Origin of the sequence: Aestuariivirga sp. (assembly GCF_020252395.1) — a bacterium.
Classification (GTDB): Bacteria; Pseudomonadota; Alphaproteobacteria; order Rhizobiales; family Aestuariivirgaceae; genus Aestuariivirga.
In genome coordinates, this window is record NZ_JADCDB010000014.1 from 96,798 (window position 1) to 111,852 (window position 15,055).

15 protein-coding genes are annotated in these 15,055 nt (G+C 65.0%); 3 read left to right on the plus strand and 12 right to left on the minus strand.

The window, feature by feature from the left end; translation table 11 throughout:
- Positions 1-37: 37 nt before the first annotated feature.
- The 6 genes from scpB to IOC82_RS08215 all read right to left on the minus strand — a co-directional run bounded on the left by scpB (position 38) and on the right by IOC82_RS08215 (position 8,569).
- A complete protein-coding gene (scpB, locus tag IOC82_RS08190; protein ID WP_290545721.1) occupies positions 38-739 on the minus strand; it encodes an SMC-Scp complex subunit ScpB in 702 nt (233 codons plus the stop codon).
- Between the two features lie 261 nt (positions 740-1,000).
- A complete protein-coding gene (locus IOC82_RS08195; RefSeq protein WP_290545690.1) occupies positions 1,001-1,849 on the minus strand; it encodes a ScpA family protein in 849 nt (282 codons plus the stop codon).
- 147 nt (positions 1,850-1,996) lie between these two features.
- On the minus strand, positions 1,997-3,016 hold the full coding sequence (gene nagZ, locus IOC82_RS08200; RefSeq protein ID WP_290545691.1) for a beta-N-acetylhexosaminidase: 1,020 nt from the start codon (positions 3,014-3,016) through the stop codon (positions 1,997-1,999).
- A gap of 21 nt (positions 3,017-3,037) precedes the next feature.
- A complete protein-coding gene (locus IOC82_RS08205; RefSeq protein ID WP_290545692.1) occupies positions 3,038-5,608 on the minus strand; it encodes an SPOR domain-containing protein in 2,571 nt (856 codons plus the stop codon).
- Positions 5,609-5,623: 15 nt separating this feature from the next.
- The gene (gene argS, locus IOC82_RS08210) at positions 5,624-7,357 is read right to left on the minus strand and encodes an arginine--tRNA ligase (protein ID WP_290545693.1); all 1,734 of its coding nucleotides are present in this window, start codon (positions 7,355-7,357) and stop codon (positions 5,624-5,626) included.
- A gap of 39 nt (positions 7,358-7,396) precedes the next feature.
- Positions 7,397-8,569, minus strand: coding sequence for a deoxyguanosinetriphosphate triphosphohydrolase (locus IOC82_RS08215; protein ID WP_290545694.1), 1,173 nt, complete (start codon positions 8,567-8,569; stop codon positions 7,397-7,399).
- A gap of 47 nt (positions 8,570-8,616) precedes the next feature.
- Between IOC82_RS08215 and erpA the strand changes: the two genes are divergently transcribed.
- The gene (gene erpA, locus IOC82_RS08220) at positions 8,617-8,946 is read left to right on the plus strand and encodes an iron-sulfur cluster insertion protein ErpA (protein WP_290545695.1); all 330 of its coding nucleotides are present in this window, start codon (positions 8,617-8,619) and stop codon (positions 8,944-8,946) included.
- Between the two features lie 38 nt (positions 8,947-8,984).
- A complete protein-coding gene (gene xth / locus IOC82_RS08225; RefSeq protein WP_290545696.1) occupies positions 8,985-9,770 on the plus strand; it encodes an exodeoxyribonuclease III in 786 nt (261 codons plus the stop codon).
- 144 nt (positions 9,771-9,914) lie between these two features.
- Here the strand turns inward: xth and IOC82_RS08230 are convergent, their stop codons facing one another.
- The 4 genes from IOC82_RS08230 to IOC82_RS08245 all read right to left on the minus strand — a co-directional run bounded on the left by IOC82_RS08230 (position 9,915) and on the right by IOC82_RS08245 (position 11,777).
- Positions 9,915-10,505, minus strand: a complete 591-nt coding sequence (locus IOC82_RS08230) for an RES family NAD+ phosphorylase (protein WP_290545697.1) — start codon at positions 10,503-10,505, stop codon at positions 9,915-9,917.
- Positions 10,505-10,843, minus strand: coding sequence for an antitoxin Xre/MbcA/ParS toxin-binding domain-containing protein (locus IOC82_RS08235; RefSeq protein ID WP_290545698.1), 339 nt, complete (start codon positions 10,841-10,843; stop codon positions 10,505-10,507). The genes IOC82_RS08230 and IOC82_RS08235 overlap by 1 nt, the downstream gene beginning before the upstream one ends.
- Positions 10,844-10,862: 19 nt before the next feature.
- Complete coding sequence (locus IOC82_RS08240) at positions 10,863-11,240, minus strand: hypothetical protein (RefSeq protein WP_290545699.1); 378 nt, start codon at positions 11,238-11,240, stop codon at positions 10,863-10,865.
- 192 nt (positions 11,241-11,432) lie between these two features.
- The gene (locus tag IOC82_RS08245; protein WP_290545700.1) at positions 11,433-11,777 is read right to left on the minus strand and encodes a phasin family protein; all 345 of its coding nucleotides are present in this window, start codon (positions 11,775-11,777) and stop codon (positions 11,433-11,435) included.
- A gap of 352 nt (positions 11,778-12,129) precedes the next feature.
- Here IOC82_RS08245 and IOC82_RS08250 point away from each other — a divergent pair, with 352 nt between their 5' ends.
- The gene (locus IOC82_RS08250; RefSeq protein WP_290545701.1) at positions 12,130-13,623 is read left to right on the plus strand and encodes a D-alanyl-D-alanine carboxypeptidase; all 1,494 of its coding nucleotides are present in this window, start codon (positions 12,130-12,132) and stop codon (positions 13,621-13,623) included.
- 15 nt (positions 13,624-13,638) lie between these two features.
- On the opposite strand, the gene IOC82_RS08255 is transcribed toward IOC82_RS08250, so the two are convergent.
- Together IOC82_RS08255 and IOC82_RS08260 are read right to left on the minus strand one after the other, a co-directional pair.
- On the minus strand, positions 13,639-14,331 hold the full coding sequence (locus IOC82_RS08255; protein ID WP_290545702.1) for a molecular chaperone DnaJ: 693 nt from the start codon (positions 14,329-14,331) through the stop codon (positions 13,639-13,641).
- 13 nt (positions 14,332-14,344) lie between these two features.
- Positions 14,345-15,046, minus strand: coding sequence for a VWA domain-containing protein (locus IOC82_RS08260; protein WP_290545703.1), 702 nt, complete (start codon positions 15,044-15,046; stop codon positions 14,345-14,347).
- Positions 15,047-15,055 lie beyond the last annotated feature (9 nt).

The following is a 15,055-nucleotide window of genomic DNA, read 5'->3' on the forward strand; positions in this document are numbered from 1 at the left end:
GACTGAGGCATGTCAGTCCCGCCGCCTGCCCCTGCCTTTACGGCTGCTCCCCGCCCTGCTCTTCGCTGGCCTCGGGCAAATGCATCTCCAGCGGCAGTTGCTCGGTCTCGGTGCCGTCGAGCGGGTCCTCGTCGGGCAGCAGGCCGTCGCCCGCCCGCGGCAGGGGGATGTCGAAGCCCGGCGGCAGGTTGGCGTCGAGCAGGCCCGCGCCCTTCAGTTCCTGCAGGCCCGGCAGATCGGCAACCTCGTTGAGGCCGAAATGGCTGAGGAAGGCGTCGGTCGTGCCATAGGTCACCGGGCGGCCCGGCGTCTTGCGGCGGCCGCGCATCCTCACCCAGCCGATTTCGAGCAACTGGTCGAGGGTGCCCTTCGAAATAGCGACGCCGCGGATGTCCTCGATCTCGGCCCTAGTCACCGGCTGGTGATAGGCGATGATGGCGAGCGTCTCCATCGCCGCCTTGGAGAGCTTGCGCTCCTCAACCTTGTCGCGGCGCAGCAGATAGCTCAGATCATCCGCGGTGCGGAACAGCCACTTGCCCGCCACCTCGACAAGGTTGACGCCGCGGTTGGCATAATTGGCCTGGAGGTCGGCGAGCAGCCCCGCAACGTCCGTGCCCTCAGGCAGGAATGTCTTCAGATGCGCCGTCTCGACGGGCTCCGCGGTCGCAAACAGGATCGCTTCCACAATGCGCAGGTGCTGGTTGCGGTCGGCGCGCGGGTGGCGCGTCACCGTCGCCATCGGCTGGACTTCGGTTTCGCCTTCCGGAGAATCCGTGGCGGACTCGTCCATGACGAACTCTTCGGCCACAATCTCGATTTCCGTCACCTCTTCGGCGAGGATGGACACAAGCTCTTCCCCGCCCGCCGCCTCGCCGCCGGGCTCACCCTTCCCGGCCTCGCCGGGACCCGCCACCGCCTCCTCCTCGATGGCGGCGTCAACCGCCATGGCTCGCGTCTGCATGGTCATGTTCCTCACTCCGTTACGTCACTGACACGGCCGTTAGGCCGCGCTTGCCCGCCGCCTGAGATAGATGGGGCGGAAGGGCCCCTCCTGCCTCAGCTCCAGCAGGCCTTCGCGCGCCAGTTCGAGGCTCGCAGTGAAACTCGATGCCGTCACCGAGCGGCGCATGCCCGGCTCGGACATGTATTGCGCCAGCCAGATGTCGAAGGTGCCCCAGTCGTCCATAACGCCAATCATGCGCTCCAGGGCGGAGCGGGCGTCCTTTATGGACCAGGCGGGGTGGCGCCTAGGCACATAGGTCTGATGCACCAGCTTCTTCTTGCGCCGGTCCGCATAGGCCTTGAGCAGGTCGATAAGATTGTCGGAATACCGGCGTCTGGTGTCGACGACGATGGGCTCCGGCGCGCCGCGCGCGAACACGTCGCGCCCCAGCATGCTGCGCTTCATCAAATTCTCGGACGCCGTGCGCATCGCCTGCAGGCGCTGCAGGCGGAAGGCCAAACGCGCCGCGAGATCGGCCGGCTCATGCTGTTCCGAGCCGGGAGGTGCGGGGATGAGCAGCCGTGACTTGAGATAGGCGAGCCATGCCGCCATCACCAGGTAGTCGGCCGCGATCTCCAACTGAAGCTTGCGCGCCTTCTCGATGAAGTCGAGATACTGCTCCGCGAGCTTCAGGATTGAGATCTGCTTCAGGTCCACCTTGTGCTGGCGGGCGAGTTCGAGCAGCAGGTCGAGCGGCCCTTCGAAGCCGCCCACGTCGACAATCAGCATGCCGTCATCGGCCACGGGTTCGATGCGCACGGGTGCCTCGCCGTCAGGCCAGCCCTCAGGAGCGGCGGCTGCAGCCTCATGGGCCGGCTGCTGTTTGCTCTCGTGCTCACTGGTCACGCCGGAATCATCCTCTTACCGTCACCATGCTGATACCAAGGGATGGTGGACGATTCGCCCCTCTGCCACAACTTATCCCCAGATTCACCAGTGGGATACCCCCCGTCCCGCCTCTCTCGGCCAGAAGGGGGCGAGGAATGGTCAGGGTTATGCCGGCAGCACGGCCGCAAGGTCCTTCAGCGCCTGTTTTCGGTCGAAGGGTTGCGGTTTGCGGGCGGCCTTCAGCGCCTCCTTGGCGCGGGCCAGGGACTTGCCCTTCAGCACGCCTGCGGCGGCCGCCACCTCTTCCATTTGCGCCATGTCGCCATTGCAATGGAGGACGACGTCGCAACCCGCCGCCAGTGCGCGCTGCGTCTTTTCGGCATAACTCCCCGACAGCGCCTTCATCGACAGGTCATCCGTCATCAGAAGCCCTCGGAACCCGATCTGCCCGCGGATGACGGAGGAGATCACTTTTTTCGACAGCGTGGCGGGCGCCGTCTTGTCGAGCGCGGTGTAGACCACATGCGCCGTCATCGCCATCGGCGCATCCGCCATGGCGGCAAAGGGCGGAAAGTCAAAGGCCTCGAGTTCGGCGCGCGACGCATCCACAACCGGCAGTTCAAGGTGGCTGTCCGCCCTGGCGCGGCCGTGGCCGGGGATGTGCTTGACGACCGGCAGTACGCCGCCATCGGCAAAACCCGCAGCATGGGCGCGGGCCAGCGCCATGATGGCCTCGATACGGTCGGAATAGGCGCGGTTGCCCACGATCTCATGCGCATCGGGCTGCGGCACGTCGAGCACGGGCACGCAATTCGCGGTGATGCCAGCCGCGACCAGGTCTTCCGCCATCAGCCGGCCCACATTTCGCGCGGCGCGCAAACCCTGAAGCGCGCTGGCGTTGAAGGCCTCGCCATAGGCGCGCGCCGCGGGGTAGCGCCGCCAGGCATTGCTGGGCGGCCCCAGGCGCTGCACGCGGCCGCCCTCCTGATCGATGAACACCGGCGCATTCCTGCGGCCCACGGCGGCACGAAAGGCGCCCGTTAGCGCTTTCAGCTGATCCGGCGTCTCACAGTTGCGCTTGAACAGAATGAGTCCCCAGGGATTGGCGCGGGCGAAGAAATCACGTTCGGCCGGGCTGAGCACCGGCCCCGAACAACCCGAGATGAAGGCGCCGACCGGGGTCATGAAATCAGCCTGCGGCAGGCCTCACGGACCCCTCACGATGCAGTCGCTCTCGCCGGCGGCGATCAGCTCGCTACACACTTTGGTTGCGTCGCCGCGCGTCGGCAGCGGCCCCAATCCCAGCTGATAGCGCGTGCTGCCGCCCACGTTGGTCTGGCGGATCTGCGGCTTGAGCGGGCCGACAACGCTCGGATAGGCGCCCGCAACACGCGAATATTCCTGGTTCGCCTCGTTTTCGGTACGGAACGAGGCAAGCTGTACCACATAGCCACCGCCAGGTGTGGCCTGCGGCGCGGTGGCGGCGGGTGCAGTGGCCTGCCTGGTCTGCGTCGCGGCGGATGCAACCTGGGTGGGGGCGGCCTGCTGGGCTGGTATGCCGCTGTCGGAGGCGCCGCCGTTGAACAGGTCGAAGATGGTCTTGCGCTTCTGCGCTGCGGGAGCGGTGCCCTGGCCCGTCAGGTCCACCGGAGCGGGTGCGTCGACGACAGGCGTAGCCGGGGCCAGAGCCGGTTGATTGCCGCCCTGCTGCGACGGCGGCACCAGCACCACCGGCTTCGATCCCAGATTGTTGTAGTCCGTCTGCTTGGCAGCCGGCTTGGCGGCGGTCTTCTTGGCGGCGGTCTTCTTGGCCGGTGGCGGGGGCGGCGGTGTAGGCTCGGCTTCGGCCGTGGGCGCAGGCGGGGTGATCTGGGTGTCGGGTACAGGCGTCACCGATGTGGCAGCGCCGGGCGCGGCGGCCTTCGGCGGATTTGCAGCGGTGGCGGCTCCCGCTCCCGCTGCTGCTGCTTCCCCGGCCTCTGAAACAAGAGCCGCCCCGTCGGTGGTTTTTTCCGGGGGCGGCAGGGTCATCTGGTCACTCGACGAGGTCTGGGCCGGACTGGCGGGGGTTGGCGGTGGCGCCGCCATCCCCCCCTGATCCACCGCCGCCTGGTTCGTCGTCACCTGACTTAACGTCACGGGGCTTGAGGTAACCTGATCCGGCTTGGCCGAGGCAGCCGCCACCTGGTCCCCGCCCTTCAGGTCAAGACTGCCTTGCTGGTCGCTGCCGGGGATTGGCAGCGGCGGCGGCGGTTCGGGGTCGGGCAGGCCTTGGCCCGTGGCGCCTTGGGAGGGCGCGTCCGGCGCCGGGATCTGGTTGGTCGTGCCCTGCGGCTCGATCTTCGGCACCTGGTCGGCAAGCGGCACGACGGCGTCAGGCTGCGCGGCTTCGGGAGGGACAGGGATCTCCTCCGTCGGCTGCATTTCGCCGGTCACTTCCTGCTCGCCCACGATGCGGTCATATATCTGTTTCTTGCGCGCTGCCGGCGCTTCGGTCTGGGTGTCGCCACTGCCGCTGCTGGCATCGGGTGCGGCCACCTTGGCGGGGGTCGCCGGCGCCGGCACGACGGGTGAGGAGCCCGGCGAGTCGGAGGCGCCCGCATTGACCAAGTTCTTGAGATCGCCGCTGTAAAACCAGATCACGAAGGCCGTCAGCAGGCCTGCGACCAGCAAGGCGAGCCCCAGCAGCAACGGTGCCCTGGAGCGGCGCGGCTCGTCGGCGAAACCCTCTTCGGCCTCGTCATGGGCGGACTGCAAGTCACGCGCGCTGGCGCGGCCACGGGGCGGCAGCTGTTCGTCCTCGAACACCTCGTCAAAGTCGTCCTGGCCGCGGCTCTCCGGAGCAGGGCGGCCGAGGCGCGGCGCGGCGCGAGCATCGTCCTCAAACTCGTCCTCAGGGAAGTTGCGCGGATCGGGCGGCGGGGCGGGAACATATGAGGCAGGCAGCGGTGGACGCGGCGGCGGGACGCGGCGGGCAGCGCTGTAGCCCGCCAAGTCGCTGCCGAGGCCCGCACGCGGCATCGCCGGAGTCTGCAGGCGCGGCGGCGCCACATAGCCGGATCCGCCTCCGGTGCCGGCCGGGCGGAAGGCCGGTTGCGGACGCGCCCCAAGGCTGCCATTGGGACCCGCCCCTGTGCCCGGGCGCAGGAAAGGCGGCGGCGAACGTTCACCGCCCAAGGCGGGGCGCGGCGGGGTCAGCGGCGGCGTCACGCCTGGACGCGGGGCATCGGCGCGGGTCTCGTCGGCAAAGCTGAACTTGGGCCGTGCCGCGCCGCCGAGTGGCGGTTTGACGCCGGGGCTGCGCGGTGCGGAAGCTGCGGCGGCAGGGCGCGGCGAAGGCGCGGCGGGGCGTGCCGGCGGCGCAGCGGGCACAGGCTTCTTGACTTCGGTTTGGTTGCGGGCGGCCTGCACGCGCTGTTCGGCCAGGCGTTCCGCGGCGGCGCGCTGGGCGCGCAGTTTCTCTGCCAGCGCATCCTGCGCGGCATTGTCGGGCGCCTTGGGCGTGGCGCGCGACGCGGACGGCGGCACCGCAGGCGCAGCCGGCGTCCCGGAGGCAGCCTGGGCAGGCTTCGGTGCGACGCGCGGGGCCATCGGCGCGGGCTTGGTCACCGGCGCCCGCGGGGCGGGCGTGGCAGTTCCGGCAGGCGGTGGCGCAGCCGCCTGCTGCCCGCCGCGAAACTCATCCGAAAGCTTCGGAAGGTCCTTCGCACCGATGCCGAGACGTTCGCGCCAGTTCCGCTTGTCCGGCCCAGCGCCGTTGCTCGAATCTTGATCCATATGACCCTTACGCCTCTACATCTCTTCGGCGGGTCTAACCCCGAGGATCCGAAGGCCATTTGCCAAAACATATCGAATCGCCATGAGGAAGGCGAGACGTGTTTGGGTGAGTTTCACATCTTCTGTCAAAATAAATCTTAAATGCGGCGAGTCTTTGCCCTTGTTCCAGAGCGCATGGAAATCGCCAGCAAGGTCATAAAGATAGAAAGCCACGCGGTGGGGCTCGTGGGCCTGGGCCGCGGCCTCGAGCAGGCGCGGGAACTCGGCCATGCGGCGCACCAGTCCCAGTTCCGCCTCATCCGAGAGCAGATCGAATTCCGGTGTTTTCGCCGGCTTCAGCCCCTCCTCCGCCGCATTGCGGATGACCGAGCAGGTCCGGGCATGGGCGTACTGGACATAGAACACGGGGTTGTCCTTGGATTGCTCCGTCACCTTGGCGAAGTCGAAATCGAGCGGCGCTTCGTTCTTGCGGAACAGCATCATGAAGCGCACTGCGTCAGGGCCTACCTCGTCCACCACATTGCGCAGCGTCACGAACTCGCCTGCCCGCTTCGACATGCGCACGGGCTCGCCGGCGCGGTAGAGCTTCACCAGCTGGCACAGTCTGACAATGACCTCGATCTTGCGGTTGGCCGCCAGTGCGGAGCCCAGCGATTCCAATCGCTTGACATAGCCGCCATGGTCAGCGCCGAGGATATAGATCAATTCGTCGAAGCCGCGCCGGATCTTGTTGCGGCTGTAGGCCACGTCCGAGGCAAAGTAAGTGTAGGATCCGTCCGACTTGAGCAGCGGCCGGTCGATGTCGTCGCCAAACCCCGTGGTGCGGAACAGCGTCTGCTCGCGGTCTTCCCAGTCTTCCGGCACCTCGCCCTTGGGCGGCGGCAGGGTTCCCTGGTAGACGAGGCCCCGCTCGCGCAGCTCGTCGATCGTCTCCTTCACCTGGCCCGACTCGTGCAGCGCCTTCTCGGATGCGAAGACCTCCTGCCGGATGTTCAGCGCGGCGAGATCATCGCGGATCAGAGCCATCATCATCTCAATCGCCCGCTCGCGCACGATGGGCAGCCACACGGCCTCGGGCTTGTCCTTCAGCGCTGTCCCGTGTTCGGCGGCGAGCGCCTGCCCCACCGGCTTCAGGTAGTCGCCGGGGTAGAGCCCAGCGGGGATTTCGCCGACTGTCTCGCCCAACGCCTCAAGGTAGCGCAGATAGGCCGAGCGGGCGAGCACGTCGACCTGCGCGCCGGCATCGTTGATGTAGTATTCGCGGGTGACCTCGTAGCCCGAGGCCGTGAGGAGTTCGGCCAGCGCATCGCCAAACACCGCGCCGCGCACGTGGCCGACATGCAGGGGTCCCGTCGGGTTGGCGGAGACGTACTCGACATTCGCCTTCTTTCCGCAACCCAAAGTAGAAGTTCCATAAGCGCCGCCCTCGGCGAGAACCGCCCGGAGCACCCGCGGCCACTCGGAGGCAACGAGTTTGATGTTGATGAAACCGGGTCCCGCGATGTCTGCGGCGGCAACGCTTTTGTGCGCCGACAGCAACGCCGAAAGCGACTGCGCCAACAAGTTCGGCGGCATGCCAAAGGCCTTGTTCAGCACCATCGCGGCGTTGGTGGAAATGTCACCGTGGGAACGGTCGCGCGGCGGTTCGACCGTCACCCTGGAAAGGTCCGGCAGTGGCACGCCCCGTTCTGCCGCGACCGTGGCGACGGCCTTGGCGACCACCTGCAGAAACTCAGCAAACAGGTTCATGTCTAGCTTTAAACTGTTGAAACAACACCCTGCTGGCCCCTAGCGGAAAAGCGGTTCGAGGTCAAACAACCTCTTGTGTTCCGCGATCGCGTAGCGGTCGGTCATGCCGGCGATGAAATCACAGATCTGGCGGGGGCGGCCGTCCTGCCAGCCCGCCGGCAGGAGCTTCTGATCCTGCATATAGGCATCGAAGAGATCGTGCATAACGCGCCGCGCTCTTGCCATGATTTTCTCCACTTTTTCATGGCGATACATGCGTTCATTGAGAAATGACTGCAACGCCCGATTCTGCTCCGCCATGGCTCTGCTGAAGACCACGAAGGGCTTGCCGAGATGACGCACCTCCGCAGCGTTGCGGAAGTTGCTTATTGCGTTGCTGTTGTTGCATGCCGCGATGATGTCGTTGACCATCGCCGACATCACGCGGCGCACCGTTTCATGCACGATCCGGTCCTGCTCCAGACCGGGATAAAGCCTCAGCACTTGCGCCAGCGCGTCGCCCGCCAGCGGCACGTCGCCCAAGTCGATCAGCCCGAACAGCCCCGCCCGCAGCCCGTCGTCGATGTCATGTGCATTGTAGGCGATGTCATCCGAGATCGCCGCCACCTGCGCTTCAGCCGAAGCATAGGAGGCGAGTTCCAGATCATGCTCCGCCGCATATTCGATGATCGCCTCGGGCAGCCCGCGCTCCCGGTAGCGGCCCACCGGGTCACCCTCGGCATTGACCAGCGGGCCATTGTGCTTGACCAGTCCCTCCAGCGTCTCCCACGTCAGATTGAGGCCGTCGAACTGGGCATAGCGTTTCTCCAGCTTGGTCAGGATGCGCAGCGACTGGGCATTATGGTCGAAGCCGCCCCAGGGCTTCATCAGCGTGTCGAGCTCGCGCTCGCCGGCGTGGCCGAAAGGCGTGTGGCCAAGGTCATGGGCCAGCGCCAGCGCCTCCGTCAGGTCCTCGTCGAGGCCCAGTGCACGGGCGATGGAGCGGGCGACCTGGGCCACCTCGATGGTGTGGGTCAGCCGCGTGCGGTAATGGTCCCCCTCGTGATAGACGAAAACCTGCGTCTTGTGTTTCAGCCGCCGGAAGGCCTGGCAATGGATGATGCGGTCCCGGTCGCGCGCGAAGGCCGAGCGGAAGTCGGATCCACCCTCGGTATGCACCCGCCCGCGGGTCTCCTCGGGAAGCGAGGAATAGGCTGCCGTGAACCGCTGCATGGGAGAATCCGTTGACAAGACTGGAGCAGGCCCCAACATACACCATCATGACCGTGTCCATCACCCTCACCGAGGCGGCAGCCTCGCGCATCCGCGACATCCTGGCGAAGGAGCCGGGCAAGGCGGCACTGCGGATTGCGGTGAACGGCGGCGGCTGCTCCGGCTTTCAGTATGATTTCCAGCTCACAGAGGCCGCCGCCGAGGACGATCTCGTGATCGAGCGCAGTGGCGTCAAGGCGGTGGTCGATCCGGTGAGCCAGGAATTTCTTAATGGCGCCGAGATCGACTTCGTCGACGACCTGATGGGCCAGTCCTTCCGCATCAGGAACCCCAACGCCACCTCCTCCTGCGGCTGCGGCACGTCTTTCGCGATCTGACTTGCGGCGCATGAGCGCCACCGCCATCATGGGCGGCCATGAAGATCGCCACCTGGAACGTCAACTCCATCAAGGCCCGCCTCGACAACGCGCTCGCGTGGTTGCGGCAGGCCAATCCGGACATCCTCTGCCTGCAGGAACTCAAATGCGAGGACCACGCCTTCCCGGCGCAGGCCTTCGAGGAGCTGGGCTACAATGTGCTGGTCCACGGCCAGAAGACCTATAATGGAGTGGCCATCCTCTCGAAGCTCAAGCCCGAGGACGTGACGCGCGGGCTTGCAGGCGAGGACGGGGACAGCCAGGCGCGCTACCTCGAGGCGGTGTTCGCGCGCAAGTCCGGCGTGGTGCGCGTCGCCTCGATCTATCTGCCCAACGGAAATCCTCTGGGTACGGAAAAATTCGCCTACAAGCTGCGCTGGATGGACCGGCTGCAGGCCCGCGCCAAGGCGCTGCTGAAGCTGGAGGAGCCGCTGGTTCTGGCGGGCGATTACAACGTGATCCCCACGCCGCTCGATGCCAGGCACCCGGAGAACTGGACCAATGATGCGCTGTTCCAGCCCGAGTCCCGCGCCAAGTTCCGTACCCTCCTCAATCTCGGGTTCACCGACGCCATCCGGCAGGTCCATGGCGATGAGCCCGGCCTCTACACCTTCTGGGACTACCAGGCCGGCGCCTGGCAGCGCAACAACGGCATCCGCATCGACCACCTGCTCCTCTCCCCCCAGGCCGCCGACTTGCTGAAGAGCGCCCACATCGACCGCGAAGTCCGGACGCAGGAGAAGCCATCGGACCACGTGCCGGTGGTGATCGAGCTGAAGGCCTGACGGAAAACATCAACAGAGCTGAGACGGCATTCACCTGACGGCCTGGCGCGCTGGAAAGACTTGACCGCTGTCAGTGTCTTGCGCGCCAAATCAAACAGATGGAATCTCTTGCCGAGAGGACATGACTTGCGCGTGGGAGCATATCTATTTGCTCTGATGAGGCAAAGAGGTTCGCGATGTGCGCGCAGCATGCCGGCGCCACTCTGGCCAGTCAATTGGGCCACCAATTGATCCTTCCAGCTCGATGTCCGCAGGCTGAAGCCGCCCCGTAAACAATACCAAGTTGTGGCATGCCCATCGGGCACTAGGGACTATTAAAGCGTCAAACCCGAGAAAGAATGCGGCGTCGGCAATGCTTTGTGTCCGTTCGTAATGTCGCTCTCTGTAGGTCGTCGTTTCAACTCCCAGCCGTTGCAGTGTTGCGAGATCGGCAATGCGGAGTGTTTTCGATGATCGAACCTTAAGTTCGTAGCAATCCCATCTTATCTTGGAAGGAAATACCGGTTGGAGTGACAACAGTGCGTCAATCTCGGCTATTGCGCCGTCCTTTTTCAGTGATGTGTAGAGTACGTCGAATTGGCCGTTGCACCAGCGGCTTTGTGATGGGCTCCCGACAGTAGGGTCTCTGCCATCACGCACGCAGCGCCAAACGCGGCCTTCGAAAGGTTCGCGTGCAAAAGCGTCGACTGCGTCAAGAAGCTGGAGATCACGTGCCTTCCGCAATTCGGCCGGCATCAGGTATATGCACCGGCTTCAAGGGCTTCAATTACAGCAAGCACCGCCTCAGTTCGACCTTCATTAATAAGGTCGATTGCTCGCTCTCCATTCAGCATTGGATGTTTGGAATGAAGCCATAGCCGCGTTTCGTCCGCCGCATAAAAGTCGGAAAGACGATCGACGACATATCGCAACTCAGCGATAACAGTTTGAGTCCGCAGGTCAGGGGTCGCCTTACCACTGGACCAGCGTGATACCGTTGCCGGAGACACAGCAACAATATTTGCGATGTCTTTTCCCTGTAAGCCTCCATCGCTTTTCAGATGATCTAGGATTCGGCTCACTGCGGTAGCCATGATTAACACCTATCTCTCTTCACTTGACTTGATTACTCGGTTCTCTGATCGCGAATGCCGCAGATCGCGTTGCCCTAGAACTTGTCTTTTCGAGGCCACCTAGGGCTTCTGTCAGAACGCCATCGGGATTAGCCCATGGTGCGTTTCGTGCCTGACCAGCATACCTCGCGATTGCCGATAGCTCTGCAACATTGGTGTCAAAAACGAGCTCATGACCTTCTTGACGCAGAGCCGATACTAGGTCTTGTTGCTCTTTCAGCGACCCGGCTTCGATCACGAAGCGGTCGTATGGCAGCCGTTCAGCTTCAAGGAGATGCTCTAAGCGCCGATGCTCACTTACTCGCAAGAAACGTGCGATGGGAGCCGGCTGGCCATGTAGATAGACGACGTTGCTCATACCAACTTCCGAATCACAGAGTTGCATATCGCTTTCACGAATGCAAGTTATGAAATCGACTATTTTGGCAGATAGAGCTTTCCTTCGGGTCTGAGTTTATTGAACTCCCGGCCTGTTTGCCTTACCCCGTTCATAGAAAAACCCGCGCGCCTCGCGGCGCGCGGGTTCCGTCAGCTCAATCCGGCGAAGCGGTTACTTCGGGGCCTTGACGCCGAAGGCGGCCATGGAGGCCTCGAAGGGCTTGTAGGCTTCCTTGGCGGTGGCGACGTACATTTCGTTCAGCTTGGTCATCTGGGCGACCAGCGACTCGTAATGCTCCTTGGCGAGGGCTTGCTGGACCTCGAGCGCCTTGTCGAGCGACTTCGTCGCGGTGAGCTTCTCGAAAGCCGCGGTGCCCTTCTCGAAGGACTGGCGCGAATAATCGGCGGCTTCCTGGGCGATCGCCTGGAAACCCTTGGTCAGGGCGTTCGAGGCGGCAACATAGGCCTCGAAACCGTTTTTGCCGAAAGACTGGAACTCTTCAAAGGACTTCATCATGGTGCGTCTCCATTTGCCGTAAAGTGAATGCGCGTAATATGTGCGCCGCAACATGGTTGTCAATATCTATTTTGCATTGCACCATAACTTTCTCGGTGGAAATGCGCAGGCCTTTGATTTACTCCCCCGTAACAGTGCTTGGTCGAAAAGCACCAGAAACGCAGCAGAAGGCAGTTGGCCGGGCCAGCGGGCTGGCTGGACTGGCCGGACTATGATAAACTTAACCCACTTTGGGGTGGGCCGATTTGGTGGAGTTGGCATGCATTTTCTTGGGCTCCGCGGCGACCGACTGAGGCCGTGCATGGGATCACCGGTGTTGCGTGTTTGGGTGTTGCGTGTTTGGCGTCAGGCGGTGGCTGCCGTCCTAGCGGTGGGACTGGGCATATCCGCCGCATATGCTGCGCCGCGGTTCTCCGCCCTCACCGTCGACGCCCGCGATGGCAAAGTGCTCTATGCCAATGACATAGACGGCATCCGCCACCCGGCCTCGCTGACCAAGATGATGACGCTCTACCTGCTGTTCCAGGACCTGAGCGCCGGCAAGCTGAAACTCAATTCGCCGGTCACCGTTTCCGCCCGCTGCGCTGGCATGGCGCCCTCGAAGCTGGGCGTGAAGGCCGGCCAGAGCATCACGGCCGAGACGGCGACGCGCGCGCTGATCGTCAAATCGGCCAATGACATCGCCTGCGCCGTGGCCGAAACTCTCGGCGGCAGCGAGAGCGCCTTCGCGCAACGCATGACGCGCACGGCGCGCAGCCTCGGCATGTCGCGCACCACTTTCCGAAACGCCTCGGGCCTGCCCAATCCCAACCAGGTGACCTCGGCCCGCGACATGGCCACGCTCGGCCTGCGTCTGATGCGCGACTACCCGCAGTATTACCCCTATTTCCGTACACGGAGCTTCGTCTTTCAGGGCAAGACCATCACGGGCCACAACCGCCTGCTCGGCAGCTACGAGGGCGCCGACGGCATCAAGACGGGCTATGTCGCCGCCTCGGGCTTCAACCTCGTCACCTCGGTGCGCCGTGGCGACAGGCGCCTCGTCGGCGTCGTGCTGGGCGGCAGGTCCGGCGCCTCGCGCGATGCCTACATGAAGCAGATGCTGAGCCAGTATTTCGACGACGCCACGAGCGGCCGGACCATTGCCGCCTATGCGGGTTCCGCCAAGGGCGCCAAGCCGACGGAGGAGACTGAAACCGCCGCGGCGGGCAATGCCGCTGCCGCGCCCGCCGCCAAGCAGCCGCGCAAGGATGCCGCAGCGAAACGTCTGGCCGCGCGCAAGAGCAAGGCCAAGGAAGACCGGACCGCCGCGGCGGGCGCTGGCGAGCCTGCCGAACAGGGCGACACCGAGGACGGCGTGGACCAGATGGCGAACCTCGCAGCGCAGGCAGCACAGCCCGCAACGGCCGCCGCGGCGCCGGCTGCCACGGGAACCACCACCCAGGCCGCAGGAGAAACCCCGCAGGTCGAGACCGTTCCCGCGCCCATGCCGGATCAGACGGTGGGCGAGGCGCCGTCAACCGGGCCTTCCGAACAAAAAACGCAGGCCCAGCAGTTGGCCGATCAGGCCCAGATGGCCGCGATCGCCGCGGGGACGGATGGCGGCTGGAGCATTTCGCTGGGCGACTATGCCACCAAGGCCGATGCGACGGCGGTGTTGCAGCAGATGCGTAAGCGCACGCCCGGCGTGCTCGGCGGCCGCACCGCCCAGACGGTGAAGGTTGAGAAGAAGGGCAAGATCACCTATCGCGCGCGCTTCACCGGCTTCGACCAAGCCTCGGCCGCCATGGCCTGCAAGACCATCAAGAAGAAGAACGCGCCATGCCAGCCGGTGGGACCGTCGTGAGCCCTTCGCCGTGGCTCATGGCAGCAGGAATTCCTTGGCCTCGTTGATCTTTGCGGCGAGATAGTCCGACCCGCCGAGATCGGGGTGCGCCGTTTTCATCAGGCGGCGGTGCGCGGCGCGGATTTCGTCCGGCGTGGCGCCTTCCTTCAACCCCAGAATGGCCAGCGCCTCGGCGCGGGTCATCTTCTGCGACGTGGTGACGGGCGCGCGGCCTGCCCCGCTGTTCCACTGCTGGCGCCATTCTGGGTGCGTGCGCTCGATCCAGGCCTCGAACAGGGCGCGGCTCTGGTCGGGTGCGGCTGCGCATTGCGCGTGCAGCGCCTGCGCCTCGACAAGCGTCAGGCTCGACAGCCTGCGGCCCCTGAGCGGGCCTGCCAGCACCTCGCCATCCATTCGGCCCGAATCATGGTCGAGCTGCATGGCGATCAGGCTGGTCGACACCTTCGAGGCCTGACCCGGGCTCTTGCGCTGCCACGGCATGCCATTGGGGAACATGGCCTGCTGGCCCATGAGGCCGAGGCCCAGCATGAAAAGCGGGATCGCGACATTGACCTCGCCGCGCAGCGTGAGCAGCCCCGCGAGGGCGATGACGGCGATGCCGCCCATCTTGCGGATGAGCCCCCGCACCTGCGCCGGCTGGGCATTGGCGAAGGACTTGACGAGGTACCAGCCGCCCACCACGATCACGAGGCCGAGGATGAAATTCATCGTACGCCGTCCGTCACTTCATCTGGCCAAGCAGAAGGGCGGCCGCGCCGCCGCGCCGGGCGGAATGGTCTTCGAGCGCCGTAAAGCCGCCCGCGGCATAGACGGCAACTGCCGCCAGCAACTCGCGCAGGATCTTGGCCGCATCGCTGCCGAAGCGGAAATAGGCTCCGCGGGTGAGCCGCGCGATCTCGCGGAAGCCAGCCTCGGCGGCGGGATCGCGGCCCTCCTGAAACATGAAGACGGGAATGCCGATGAGGCCGATCTCGCCGGCAAGCTGGGCCAGCGGGTCGATCGCTTCCTCCAGCGCGTCGCCAATATAGATGCAGGCATTGACCTTGCCGGCTGCGGCTTCACCCTTGAGGTGCTTCAGCACGCGGCCGATCTGGGTGTGGCCGCCCCGGCAGCGGATGCCGGACATGAGCCGGGCCAGCACGGCGGTGTCAGGCGTCCACATCGAGGCGCGGCATTCATTGAAGCCACGGAAATAGACGAGCTGCACGTCAAGCCCGCCCACCCGGCCCGCTTCGGCAAACATGTCGCCCTGGATCGAGAGCGCCATGTCCCAGCTGTGCTGGCGGCTCATGGTGGCGTCCATCGCGAGCACGAGGCGGCCCTTGCCGCCGCCGGTGGCGGGCGGCGGCATGTCGCGGACGCGGGCGAGGAAGGCCTCGACATCGCCCTCTCCGCCCGGATCATGGCGCTTGATGTTCGGCATCGACGGCCC

Bases quoted from the DNA above. Each gene is read 5' to 3' on its own strand.
- scpB (WP_290545721.1), bottom strand. From the start codon at position 739: ATGGCGACGGTGACGCGCCACCCGCGCGCCGACCGCAACCAGCACCTG.
- nagZ (WP_290545691.1), bottom strand. From the start codon at position 3,016: ATGACCCCGGTCGGCGCCTTCATCTCGGGTTGTTCGGGGCCGGTGCTC.
- IOC82_RS08205 (WP_290545692.1), bottom strand. From the start codon at position 5,608: ATGGATCAAGATTCGAGCAACGGCGCTGGGCCGGACAAGCGGAACTGG.
- argS (WP_290545693.1), bottom strand. From the start codon at position 7,357: ATGAACCTGTTTGCTGAGTTTCTGCAGGTGGTCGCCAAGGCCGTCGCC.
- IOC82_RS08215 (WP_290545694.1), bottom strand. From the start codon at position 8,569: ATGCAGCGGTTCACGGCAGCCTATTCCTCGCTTCCCGAGGAGACCCGC.
- erpA (WP_290545695.1), top strand. From the start codon at position 8,617: ATGACCGTGTCCATCACCCTCACCGAGGCGGCAGCCTCGCGCATCCGC.
- xth (WP_290545696.1), top strand. From the start codon at position 8,985: ATGAAGATCGCCACCTGGAACGTCAACTCCATCAAGGCCCGCCTCGAC.
- IOC82_RS08230 (WP_290545697.1), bottom strand. From the start codon at position 10,505: ATGCCGGCCGAATTGCGGAAGGCACGTGATCTCCAGCTTCTTGACGCA.
- IOC82_RS08235 (WP_290545698.1), bottom strand. From the start codon at position 10,843: ATGGCTACCGCAGTGAGCCGAATCCTAGATCATCTGAAAAGCGATGGA.
- IOC82_RS08240 (WP_290545699.1), bottom strand. From the start codon at position 11,240: ATGAGCAACGTCGTCTATCTACATGGCCAGCCGGCTCCCATCGCACGT.
- IOC82_RS08245 (WP_290545700.1), bottom strand. From the start codon at position 11,777: ATGATGAAGTCCTTTGAAGAGTTCCAGTCTTTCGGCAAAAACGGTTTC.
- IOC82_RS08255 (WP_290545702.1), bottom strand. From the start codon at position 14,331: ATGAATTTCATCCTCGGCCTCGTGATCGTGGTGGGCGGCTGGTACCTC.
- IOC82_RS08260 (WP_290545703.1), bottom strand. From the start codon at position 15,046: ATGCCGAACATCAAGCGCCATGATCCGGGCGGAGAGGGCGATGTCGAG.